Source organism: Psychroserpens sp. XS_ASV72, from assembly GCF_041224425.1.
Taxonomy (GTDB): Bacteria; Bacteroidota; Bacteroidia; order Flavobacteriales; family Flavobacteriaceae; genus Psychroserpens.
Genome location: NZ_JBGFGL010000067.1, coordinates 1 through 12,039 on the forward strand (window position 1 = coordinate 1; position 12,039 = coordinate 12,039).

The 12,039-nt window shown below is 34.8% G+C and carries 10 protein-coding genes, 2 tRNA genes and 1 rRNA gene; 10 read left to right on the forward strand and 3 right to left on the reverse strand.

The window, feature by feature from the left end:
- Positions 1–98: ribosomal RNA gene (gene rrf / locus AB9K26_RS01095) — 5S ribosomal RNA — on the forward strand; the annotation flags it as partial.
- Between the two features lie 122 nt (positions 99–220).
- On the opposite strand, the gene AB9K26_RS01100 is transcribed toward rrf, so the two are convergent.
- A complete protein-coding gene (locus AB9K26_RS01100) occupies positions 221–1,363 on the reverse strand; it encodes an acyl-CoA dehydrogenase (RefSeq protein ID WP_369970688.1) in 1,143 nt (380 codons plus the stop codon).
- Between the two features lie 100 nt (positions 1,364–1,463).
- Here AB9K26_RS01100 and AB9K26_RS01105 point away from each other — a divergent pair, with 100 nt between their 5' ends.
- The 9 genes from AB9K26_RS01105 to AB9K26_RS01145 all read left to right on the forward strand — a co-directional run bounded on the left by AB9K26_RS01105 (position 1,464) and on the right by AB9K26_RS01145 (position 8,758).
- On the forward strand, positions 1,464–2,519 hold the full coding sequence (locus AB9K26_RS01105; RefSeq protein WP_369970689.1) for an anhydro-N-acetylmuramic acid kinase: 1,056 nt from the start codon (positions 1,464–1,466) through the stop codon (positions 2,517–2,519).
- Positions 2,520–2,586: 67 nt separating this feature from the next.
- The gene (locus AB9K26_RS01110; protein WP_369970690.1) at positions 2,587–3,813 is read left to right on the forward strand and encodes a Glu/Leu/Phe/Val dehydrogenase dimerization domain-containing protein; all 1,227 of its coding nucleotides are present in this window, start codon (positions 2,587–2,589) and stop codon (positions 3,811–3,813) included.
- Positions 3,814–3,822: 9 nt separating this feature from the next.
- The gene (nhaD, locus tag AB9K26_RS01115; protein ID WP_369970691.1) at positions 3,823–5,217 is read left to right on the forward strand and encodes a sodium:proton antiporter NhaD; all 1,395 of its coding nucleotides are present in this window, start codon (positions 3,823–3,825) and stop codon (positions 5,215–5,217) included.
- Between the two features lie 66 nt (positions 5,218–5,283).
- On the forward strand, positions 5,284–5,979 hold the full coding sequence (locus AB9K26_RS01120; protein WP_369970692.1) for a MotA/TolQ/ExbB proton channel family protein: 696 nt from the start codon (positions 5,284–5,286) through the stop codon (positions 5,977–5,979).
- A gap of 1 nt (position 5,980) precedes the next feature.
- A complete protein-coding gene (locus AB9K26_RS01125; protein ID WP_369970693.1) occupies positions 5,981–6,376 on the forward strand; it encodes an ExbD/TolR family protein in 396 nt (131 codons plus the stop codon).
- A gap of 40 nt (positions 6,377–6,416) precedes the next feature.
- Positions 6,417–7,268 (forward strand): energy transducer TonB, encoded by an 852-nt coding sequence (locus AB9K26_RS01130; RefSeq protein WP_369970694.1) that lies wholly within the window; start codon positions 6,417–6,419, stop codon positions 7,266–7,268.
- Between the two features lie 4 nt (positions 7,269–7,272).
- Positions 7,273–8,493, forward strand: a complete 1,221-nt coding sequence (locus AB9K26_RS01135; protein ID WP_369970695.1) for a folylpolyglutamate synthase/dihydrofolate synthase family protein — start codon at positions 7,273–7,275, stop codon at positions 8,491–8,493.
- A 62-nt stretch (positions 8,494–8,555) separates the two neighbouring features.
- A tRNA-Val gene (locus AB9K26_RS01140) sits at positions 8,556–8,630 on the forward strand.
- 53 nt (positions 8,631–8,683) lie between these two features.
- Positions 8,684–8,758, forward strand: a tRNA-Val gene (locus tag AB9K26_RS01145).
- Positions 8,759–8,811: 53 nt separating this feature from the next.
- Here the strand turns inward: AB9K26_RS01145 and murF are convergent.
- Positions 8,812–10,080 (reverse strand): UDP-N-acetylmuramoyl-tripeptide--D-alanyl-D-alanine ligase, encoded by a 1,269-nt coding sequence (murF, locus tag AB9K26_RS01150; RefSeq protein WP_369970696.1) that lies wholly within the window; start codon positions 10,078–10,080, stop codon positions 8,812–8,814.
- Positions 10,081–10,151: 71 nt separating this feature from the next.
- On the reverse strand, positions 10,152–11,837 hold the full coding sequence (gene gldJ, locus AB9K26_RS01155) for a gliding motility lipoprotein GldJ (RefSeq protein WP_369970697.1): 1,686 nt from the start codon (positions 11,835–11,837) through the stop codon (positions 10,152–10,154).
- Positions 11,838–12,039: the final 202 nt, after the last annotated feature.

Genomic DNA, 12,039 nt, shown 5'->3' on the forward strand with positions numbered 1-12,039 from the left:
ATAGCGACGGGGCTCACCTCTTACCATTCCGAACAGAGAAGTTAAGCCCGTTTGCGCCGATGGTACTGCATCTGTGGGAGAGTAGGACATCGCCTTTCTTGAAAGACCCTTGCAATAAGCAAGGGTCTTTTTTTGTTTATAGATGTTCTCTTGAAGTAGATTAAATAAAAAAGCCTAATTAAAATATTAGGCTTTGGAATTATGAGTATTGTAATTAGATTTAATTTTTTATCACACCTCTAGAAATCACTATTTTTTGAATTTCAGAAGTGCCTTCATAAATTTGAGTAATTTTTGCATCTCGCATTAAACGCTCTACATGATATTCTTTAACAAAACCATTTCCACCATGTATTTGAACAGCTTCAACAGTTTGTTCCATAGCGACCTTTGAGGCATAAAGTTTCGCCATAGCACTCGATATATCATGATTTTTGCCTTGGTCTTTTTCCCAAGCAGCTTTCATGACTAGGTGGCGAGCAGCTTCTATTTCTGTAACCATATCTGCTAGTTTAAAAGCAATAGCTTGATGATTACATATTTCCGTACCAAATGCTTTTCTTTCTTTAGAATATTTTAAAGCCAGTTCATAAGCTCCAGATGCTATACCTAAAGCTTGAGCAGCTATCCCAATACGTCCACCGGAAAGTGTTTTCATAGCAAATTTAAAACCAAATCCGTCTTCACCTATTCTATTTTCTTTAGGGACTTTAACATCATTGAATTGTAATGTATGGGTATCACTACCTCTAATTCCGAGCTTATCTTCTTTTGGACCAATATCAAACCCCTCCATACCTTTTTCAAGTATAAAAGCATTAATACCTCTATGTCCTTTTTCTCTATCAGTTTGAGCAATGACTAAATAAACATCACTTCTACCTCCATTCGTTATCCAATTTTTAGTGCCATTAATAACATAATGATCACCTTTATCTATAGCAGTAGTAGCTTGAGAAGTTGCATCACTTCCAGCTTCAGGTTCGCTTAGACAAAAAGCTCCAATAAATTCACCAGAGGCCAATTTGGTTAAATATTTTTGTTTTTGGTCTTCGGTGCCATAGGTTTCAAGACCATAGCAGACCAATGAATTATTTACCGAAACCATTACAGATGCAGAGGCATCAATTTTTGATAATTCTTCCATAATCAAAACATAGGAGATTGCATCCATTCCACTTCCACCGTATTTTGGATCTACCATAACTCCCATAAACCCTAAATCGGCCATTTTTTTCACCAATTCTTTTGGGAATTCTTGTTTTTCATCTCGTTCAATCACTCCTGGAAGTAATTCATTTTGTGCAAAATCGCGAGCTGCATCGCGAATCATAATATGTTCTTCGGTTAAATTAAAATCCATTATAAATAATAATTATTGATTTGATAAAAAATGTTGTCAAAGATAACCCTTTATTGGTATATTTTCAATAAGATTTCCTATTTTCACTTAAATGTTAAAAATGGAATACAATGTCATTGGTGTTATGTCTGGTACTTCCCTTGATGGAATTGATTTGGCATATATCAATTTTCGAATTGATAAGATTTGGAGTTTTAAGCTTTTAAGTTGTACAACTGTTCCTTATTCTGAAAGTTGGAAAAAAACATTAACAGATCTTATTGAATTAGATGAATCTGAGCTAAAGAAAATTGACGATAGATATACTGAATATTTAGGAAAAACCATAAATTCATTTATTGCCCAGAATAAACTACATGCTATTGATGCTGTGTGCTCTCATGGGCATACTGCAATACATAAACCTAAAGAAGGAATTACTTATCAAATAGGAAATCAAGACAGTTTGTCTCAATTAGTTCAAAATGTTATCGTTTGTGATTTTAGAATCCAAGACGTAAAATTTGGAGGTCAAGGGGCACCATTGGTTCCTGTAGGAGATGAGTTGTTATTTAAAAATTACGGTTTTTGTATCAATTTAGGTGGATTTGCCAATGTTTCTTACAAAGAAAAAGGAAAGCGATTGGCCTATGATATTTGCCCTGTAAATATTGTACTCAACACTTACTGTAGAACTATTGGTTTTGATTTTGACGACCAAGGAAAAATTGCATCCTCTGGAACAGTTAATTTAAAACTTTTACAAAAATTGAACGATTTAGATTATTATAAAACACCTTTTCCAAAATCTTTGGGGCTTGAATGGGTAACAAAATATGTGTTTCCCATAATTAATAGTTTTCAAATCGGAGTAGAAGATATTTTAAGAACATATATCGAACATATTTCAATGCAAATTTCTGCAGTGTTAAAAAACAACCCTCAGTCATCGGTTCTAATTACTGGTGGTGGTGCTTACAATAGTTTTTTAATTCAGCGAATTCAAAAAATGAATGCAAATGAAATTATTGTTCCAGATTCTTATCTAATTGAATTTAAAGAAGCTCTAATATTCGGACTTTTAGGGGTTCTGAAACTTAGAGGAGAGGTCAATTGCTTAGCGAGTGTTACAGGAGCCAAAAATGATCATTGTTCTGGTGTTATTCATTATCCTTAAAAATATGGTAAATTTAATATTTAGGCATTTATTGTTTTTTATATTTGTTGAAACATAATTTAACTTAATGAAAGACTTACTTCAGAAGTACGAAGAAAAAGCCCCAGAAATTGTATTTAATTGGAAAGATCCCGAAACTGAAGCTGAGGGATGGACTGTAATAAACTCTCTTAGAGGAGGAGCAGCAGGAGGTGGAACGAGAATGCGTCAAGGTTTGGATATGAATGAAGTATTGTCACTTGCCAAAACAATGGAAGTTAAGTTTACCGTTTCTGGTCCCGCTATTGGAGGCGCTAAATCAGGAATCAACTTTAACCCTCAAGACCCTAGGAAAAAAGGAGTTTTAGAACGCTGGTACAAAGCGGTTTCTCCTTTATTGAAAAGCTATTACGGAACAGGTGGTGATTTAAACGTCGATGAAATCCATGAAGTTATTCCGATTACTGAGGAAAGTGGTGTTTGGCATCCTCAAGAAGGTGTTTTTGAAGGGCATTTCAAACCAACACAAGCAGATAAAATTAATAGAATAGGCCAACTGCGACATGGTGTTATCAAAGTTATTGAAAACCCAAAATATTCACCGAGTGTCGCTAGAAAATATACTGTAGCAGATATGATTACAGGTTATGGTGTAGCTATAGCTGTTAAACACTTTTATGATATTCACAATGATTCTGTTGTTGGAAAAAGAGCTATTGTTCAAGGATTTGGAAATGTTGGAGCAGCTGCAGCTTTTTATTTATCTCAAATGGGTGCCAAAGTTGTTGGAATCATTGATCGTATAGGTGGACTTATTAATGAAGATGGCTTTACGTTTGATGAGATTACTGAACTTTTTCTCAATAAAACCGGAAACACTTTAGAAAGTGATAATCTAATTCCTTTTGAAGTGATGAACGAAAGGATATGGTCTTTGGAAACTGAAGTTTTTGCACCATGTGCAGCTTCGAGATTGATTACAAAAGAGCAAATTGATAATATGATCAATACTGGTCTGGAAGTTATTTCATGCGGTGCCAATGTTCCTTTTGCTGATAAAGAAATCTTTTTCGGCCCCATAATGGAACATACAGATAACAAAGTAAGCCTTATACCTGATTTTATTTCAAACTGTGGAATGGCTAGGGTTTTTGCTTATTTCATGGAGCGAAAAGTACAAATGACAGACGAGGCAATTTTTAAGGATACTTCTAAAACCATTAAAAAAGCCATAAAAAAAGTTTACGATAAAAATCATTCTAAAACAGGAATTAGTGCCACAGCATTTGAAATTGCTTTAAGTCAACTTATTTAAAACCATCTTATGGAAACTATAATCATTATCGTTTTTGCATTAGGCTATTTAGCCATCACTGTTGAACACAGTATAAAAATTGACAAGCTTATCCCTGCATTGGTCATGATGGCCATAAGCTGGGCTTTGATATCTTTAGGTATTGATTCCTTTGGACAATGGTTCGATTCTGCTAATCATGGTTTAGTAGATGGTTTTGCTAATATGGAACATGATAGCAAGATGCATATCATGGAAGAAACCTTACTGCATCATTTAGGCAAAACGGCTGAAATATTAGTTTTCCTTTTAGGAGCTATGACTATTGTTGAAATTATCGATTATTTTGATGGTTTTTCCACAATCAAGGGGTTTATTAAAACAAATAGTAAACGTAAAATCCTTTGGATTTTTTCAATTTTAGCATTCATCCTTTCTGCTATCATAGATAACTTGACAGCAACTATTGTATTAATTTCAATTCTTCAGAAAATTGTAAAAGAACGCGATGTTCGAATTTGGTATGCTGGTTTGATAATTATTGCGGCAAATGCAGGAGGAGCTTGGTCTCCTATTGGAGATGTTACTACAACAATGCTTTGGATTGGTAATAAAGTCACTACAGGACATCTTTTCATTTATCTTTTCCTGCCTTCTTTGTTATGTATGATAGTGCCTACACTAATAGCGTCTTACCTTCCTGCTTTTAGAGGAAACTTGGAAAAGGTTGAAAATAATGATGATACACCTAAAAATAAATTTAGTTCTACAATGCTATATTTAGGTCTCGGTGGAATTGTATCTGTACCTGTCTTCAAGACAGTTACACATTTACCTCCTTATGTGGGAATGATGCTAGCTTTAGGAATTGTCGCTATTTTTGCTGAAATATACAGTAATTCAAAATTCGCACTTTCTGGTATAGATTCAGGTGAACACAGTGAGCATTCAAGTCATAGTCCAGTACACCATTCGCTATCAAAAATCGAATTGCCTAGTATTCTATTTTTCTTGGGAATTTTAATGGCTGTTGCAGCCCTTGAATCTTTAGGGATCTTGTTTGGCTTTGCTGGAACATTACAAGAAAGCATGCCAATGTTAGGAACCGAACTACATGGTGAAGGGGTTTCTGATTTGGTGGTATTACTACTTGGTGTAGGTTCGGCAGTTATAGATAATGTGCCTTTGGTAGCAGCTAGTTTAGGAATGTTTTCTGAACCTATTGATAATGAATTATGGCACTTCATTGCCTATTCAGCAGGAACTGGAGGAAGCATGCTTATCATTGGGTCTGCAGCAGGAGTTGTGGCCATGGGCATGGAAAAGATTGACTTTTTCTGGTATCTTAAAAAAATATCTTGGTTAGCCTTGGTTGGCTTTATAGCTGGTGCTGTAGCCTTCATGTTTACAAGAACAATATTCTAGTAATATAATTTACTAAGATTTTAAGCGTTATTACATTAATTATATTAATTTCAATACAATATTTATATGATATTGCTAACTACATTTCAAGAAGGAACTGAATTGGCTACCGATTCAGAATCTACTGAAAAAACATTATCTATTATCGAGCTAATCGGTAGTGGAGGCGTTGCCGGACAAGTGATTATTGCAATCCTTTTCATTTTACTTGTTGTAGCTATTTATATTTATTTTGAACGCCTTTTCGCAATAAAAGCAGCTTCAAATGTCGATGCGAACTTTATGAACCAAATTAAGGATCATGTTAGTAATGGCAAGATTGATTCGGCCCAAATGCTTTGTGCGCAACAAAATTCTCCTGTATCAAGATTGATTAATAAAGGAATTACTAGAATTGGTAAACCTTTGGAAGATATCAATACAGCTATCGAGAATGCTGGACGCCTAGAGCTCTATGGATTGGAAAAAAATGTGAGTGTATTAGCTACCATATCTGGAGTTGCTCCTATGATTGGTTTCTTGGGAACTGTGATCGGAATGATCTTGTCCATTTTTGAAATTGCCAACTCTGGAGGACAAATTGATATCAAACAATTATCAGACGGGTTGTATACGGCAATGACCACTACAGTTGCTGGATTGATCGTGGGTATTGTGGCTTATATGGCATATAACCATTTAGTGGTTCGAACAGATAAAGTCGTATATCAAATGGAAGCTAATTCCCTTGAATTTCTAGACCACTTAAACGAGCCTAGTTAATATGAATATTAGAGGACGAAATAAAGTAACACCAGAGTTCAATATGTCATCAATGACAGATATTGTCTTCTTGTTATTAATCTTCTTTATGTTGGCATCAACTTTAGTGACGACTAATGCCATCGATATTTTGTTGCCAAAGGCTAGCGGTAAAACGGAAAATAAAAGATCTGTTTCAGTTAGTATTACCAAGGATTTAAATTACTATATCGATCAAAAATTGGTTGGTCAAAGTGTACTTGAAAATGAATTAGTTCAAGCACTTTCCAATCAAGAGCAGCCAACAATTGTTCTAAGAGCTGAAAAAACAGTTCCTGTCGATAATGTAGTAAAGGTGATGGATATCGCCAATCGAAATAAGTTCAAAGTTATTCTTGCCGTAAAGCCGAATAATTAAGCAAATCTATTTTCGGTATAGGATTTGCTAGACAATTATCATGAAATACTTAAAAACCAAACATGAACGTAATTCTGCAAAAATCACTACACTCATCGTAGTGATCTTGGTGTTATTGCTGTTTGTAGTTGGACATAAATATATGGATCCTCCAATTGAGTATGGTGTGGCTGTGAATTTTGGCAATTCCGAAGTAGGAAGTGGTCAAATTCAACCTAAAGAACCTATTAAATCCAATCCTAAAAATGATTTGGTAGAAGAACAACAAGTTGAAGAGACACAACAAGAGACTTCTCAATCAAATGCTCAAGCAGAAGACATAATTACTGAAGAATCTGAAGAATCCATTGCCATCAAAAAAGCTAAGGCTGAGGAAGCTAGAGCAAAAGCTGAAGCAGAACGTATCGAAAGAGAAAAGCGTGAAGCTGAAGAAAGAAAACAACGTGAAGAAGCCGAAAAAAAGAAAAAATTAGATGCCTTAATTGGAGGCGTGAGTAATTCCAATGGTACGGAAACTGGCGGACAGGGTCCAAATGATGCTCCTGGAGATAAAGGACAATTAGATGGCGATCCTTATGCACCAAGTTATTTTGGTGGTTCAGGTCCAGGAAAAGGTGGTGTTGGTTTCGGACTTGGAGGTAGAGGTAGACCTTCAAAAACAATATATAAGCAAGACTGTAATGAATATGGATTGGTTGTAGTCAAGATTGTGGTGAACCAACAAGGACAGGTTGTTGAAGCTGTTCCCGGAATTAAAGGAACAACAAATACACATCCTTGTTTGTTAGAACCTGCAAAGAAAATAGCATTGTCCCATAAATGGCCTGCAGATTCCAAAGCACCTTCCCGACAAATAGGTTTTGTTAGTATTAATTTTGATGTAAGTCAGTAAATACATGAACTACGACGATACTGTAAGCTGGATGTTCAAGCAGTTGCCTATGTATCAAAACCAAGGGACTTCTGCATATAAGGTTGACTTATCAAATTCCTTTTTACTTGCCAAACACCTCAAAAATCCCGAGAAGAAATTTAAAAGTATTCATGTAGCTGGAACTAATGGTAAAGGTTCAACCAGTCATATGTTGGCTTCAGTACTTCAAGAAGCTGGATACAAAGTGGGTTTGTATACATCACCTCATTTAAAAGATTTTAGGGAGCGTATTAAAATTAATGGAGATGTAGTCAGCAAACAATTTGTCATCGGTTTTATCAAACGTAACCTTGATTTTTTTAAATCGAATTCCTTATCATTCTTTGAAATGACCGTTGGAATGGCTTTCGACTATTTCGCTAAACAAAAGGTAGATATAGCAATTATTGAAGTTGGTTTAGGTGGACGTTTGGATTCTACTAATATCATTACACCAGAAATATCAGTAATTACTAATATTGGATTTGATCATGTGAAGTTTTTGGGAAATACTTATGAAGCGATCGCTAAAGAAAAAGCAGGTATAATAAAGCCTAAAGTTCCCATAGTCATAGGTAAAACACAAATTGAAACTAAACAAGTATTTGAAGACATTGCTTCGGAAAGGAATGCAGAGATTTATTTTGCAGATCAATTGGTTCAAAACGTATTTGAAAGTGATTTAAAAGGAAGTTATCAATCTGAAAATATAAAAACTGTAATTCAAACTGTTAAGGTTTTAAATTCCTTACACGTGTTTGAAGTTTCCGATAACCATTTAAAAAATGGACTAAAACGTGTCGTGAAAAATACCGATTTGAGAGGACGATGGGAAATTCTACAAGATCACCCAAAAATTATTTGTGATACAGCCCATAATAAAGAAGGTTTGAGTATTGTTTTAAAACAGTTGGAAAGCGAAACTTATAAGTCGCTTCACATTGTTTTTGGTGTCGTGAATGATAAAGACCTTGACGGAATTATTAGTTTCTTACCAAAAAATGCACACTATTATTTGTGTAAACCTAATATTCCTAGAGGATTAGAGGTTAATATTTTACAAGAGGTGTTTGACAAGAATAATCTCAATTCAAAAAGCTATTCATCGGTTAAAGAAGCCCTAAAATCTGCAAAGAATCATTCTAAAACTAATGATTTGATTTATGTAGGTGGAAGCACTTTTGTTGTTGCTGAAATTATTTGATTTTTTTCATAAAAAGTTTTTGCGAATTAAAAATCTAGACTATATTTGCAGTCCAATAATTAGGGCGCGTAGCTCAGTTGGTTCAGAGCACTTGGTTTACACCCAAGGGGTCAGGGGTTCGAATCCCTTCGCGCCCACATCAATTTGAGAAGTCCGCAATATTGCGGACTTTTTCTTTTTAAAACATTAAGGGTCATTAACTCAGTTGGTTCAGAGTGTTACCTTGACAGGGTAGAAGTCACTGGTTCGAATCCAGTATGACCCACAAAAAAAGCCATACTAATTGAGTATGGCTTTTTTTATTTTATTTATGTGTTTCTATATATAATCAAGAACGCGTTCCAAAGCCATTCCTCTAGATCCTTTAATAAGTAAAGTATTATCCTTAAATGAAAAAGTACTCAAGTGGTCTTTTAAATCTTCAAACGTCTTAAATTTTTTGACATATTTATTATTAGGAATAAACGTATTATAAAAATTTGCTCCTACGAGATAAACATTATCAATATTCAAAGTTTGCGCATAGTCAGCAATATGTTGATGTTCTTTTTTGGCTACATTTCCCAATTCGAACATATCACCTAAAATGGCTATTTTGTTAGTAGCACTGATACCTCCAAAATTATCTAGAGCAGCAACCATACTTGTCGGATTGGCATTGTAGGCATCTAGAAATATTTTGTTGGAATTCTTCTCTATAATTTGCGAGCGATTATTGGTTGGTACATAATTTTCAATAGCACTGATGATATCTTTTTCAGATACTTTAAATTGCAGACCAATAGCTATTGCAGCGATAATATTATTATAATTATAAGCTCCTGTTAATTGCGTCTGTATAATTTCACCATTGAATTTTAGTTTTACAAAGGGTTGTGCTTCCAATAAGGTTGTGTCTGTCCCGAAAGAGATTGAGTTGGAATAATTACCAACCTGTTCAACTTGCTTTTTATCATTTTCATTTACAAAAATGACTTTCTCATGCTTTTTCAAATGATCATACAATTCAGATTTTCCTTTAACAATACCTTCCATACTTCCAAAACCTTCTAGATGGGCTTTTCCAAAATTTGTTATCAAACCATAATCAGGATAGGCTATGTCACAAAGAAATGCTATTTCCCTTTGATGATTAGCTCCCATTTCAACGACACCAATTTCTGTATCACTTGTTAAGTTTAATAACGTTAGTGGGACACCAATATGGTTGTTTAGATTCCCTTTTGTTGCTATTGTTTTGTAGGTGGTTGATAAGACGGAATTGATAAGTTCTTTGGTGGTTGTCTTACCATTGCTACCGGTTAGTGATATGATTGGTGTTTTTAGTGCTTTTCGATGGTATGTAGCCAGATTTTGAAGCGTTTTCAAAACATCATCCACTAAAATATATTGCTGGCCTTCATTAAATCGTTCTTCATCAATAACAGCAAATGTTGCTCCTTTTTTTAAGGCTTCTGAAGCAAATTTATTTCCATTGAAATTATCGCCTTTCAGAGCGAAAAAGATACAGTTGTTTGAAATCTTTCGTGTATCGGTACAAACACCGCTTGAATTAAGAAATGCTTCGTAAATAGATTCTATTGACATAGATTAAAAGTAAAATAAAAAGTCCTAACAAATATATGTTAGGACTTTCAATGTATTGTAAGTAATATAGATTAATTTCTTTTTTTGCCACCTTGAGATTTTGAACCTACTCTAGACATCGCACATCTAAAACCGATATAATCTGTTGCCATATCTTGTGGGAAATATCTACGTTGTGCAGGATCAATCCAATACGCTCTGTCTCTCCATGAACCACCTTTGTAAACTCTTACTTCGTCATTGATCATAGAAGTTCTTTGGTTAGAGGTATCATATTCCTTAATCATCTTACCGGTAGAATCTACCTCAATATTGTGACGAGGAGAATTATACATTTTTTTGGTCATAGCGATTTCAGCATCTTCACCTTCAAACTCATCAAAGTTAGTAGCATAGTTTCGAGAAGATCTTGTATCACCATCTCTAAAGTTTCTGTTGTCACTTCTGTCAAAGTTGGTTCTCAAATAGGTCTCGTCTTCATTAACTGGAACCTGTAAAATTTCACCAGGAAGGTTTCGTGCAACTACTTGACCATTACTTAATGTATCAAATACAATTTCTTCAGGAGTTACGACTTTAACTGTACCATCCTCATTAATCGAGTTCTTAGTGTAAACGTTACCTCTGTAGTAGTTGAAATCACTAAATTCATCATCAACAATAGGACGATACACATCGGCAACCCATTCAGCAACATTTCCAGCCATGTCATATAAACCATAGTCATTTGGCTCATAGCTCATAACTTGCGCTGTGATATCGGCACCATCGTCAGACCATCCAGCAATTCCACCATAGTCTCCTTTACCTTGTTTGAAGTTGGCCAATTGATCACCTCTGGTCTTACGTTTTCCAGAGCGTGTATATTGACCATCCCATGGATATTTCTTACGACCTCTATAAACGTTATAGCTTCTTAACTCACTTAATCCAAGAGCAGCATACTCCCATTCAGCTTCCGTAGGTAGACGATAATCTGGAGAAATAATCCCTGATTCTCTTCTAGCAAACGTATTGATGGTGTCTCCAGCTGCAGTCACAGTAGGACGTCTTCTTGATTTCTCAGGATTGATGATACTATCATTACCACCATAAGTCAATGTAGGTGCATTTAAATAGGTATCAGTATTGAAATTGCTATCGGCTGATGCTGTAAGTTTTGCATCTCTTTCCAAATATCCAGCGTTTTCTAAATATAATTCATTAACACGATCCGTTCTCCAATTAGCAAACTCAACTGCTTGAATCCAGCTTACTCCAACAACAGGATATTCTCCATATCCAGGATGGCGTAAATAATTTTCAATCATCATTTCAGCATATCCCAAACGGTTTCTCCATACCAAAGTATCAGGAAGTGCACCTTCATAAATCAATCTGAAGTTTTCTTCTTCTGGTGGATATACACGCTTAATGTAATCTAGATACTCGGTATACATTTTATTTGTTACCTCAGTTTCATCCATGTAGAAGGATTGTACGTGCTGTTGCGTTGGAGTATTGTTCCAATCGTGCATTACGTCATCCTGAACTTTTCCCATGGTAAAGGTTCCACCTTCAATAAATACCAATCCAGGACTGGTTTCTTGTTCTTGGAACTTGTCATTGTATTGAAAACCACCGTTCTTGTCGTTGATTTTCCATCCTGTTGCTCTAGAACTGTTCTTCGTAGAAGAATTTTTGCTACAACCAACAATAGTCAAAGATATCATTAGGGCTAATAGTATCCTTAGGTTAAAGATGTTTTTCATATCCATACTTTTAAGTAAGCTAAATTAAATTTTAGAGACGCAATATAGCAATTAAAGAGAAATTAACAACATTTTTTGGCAATTTCATGCAAAAAAAGTTGCATTTCATCCTGTTTTTTGTGCAATATAACGGACTTTTAATCAGTTTATCGATGTATTTTGACTTTAATAACGGTTGATTAAATTAAATATTGTTGTAATTTTGAAT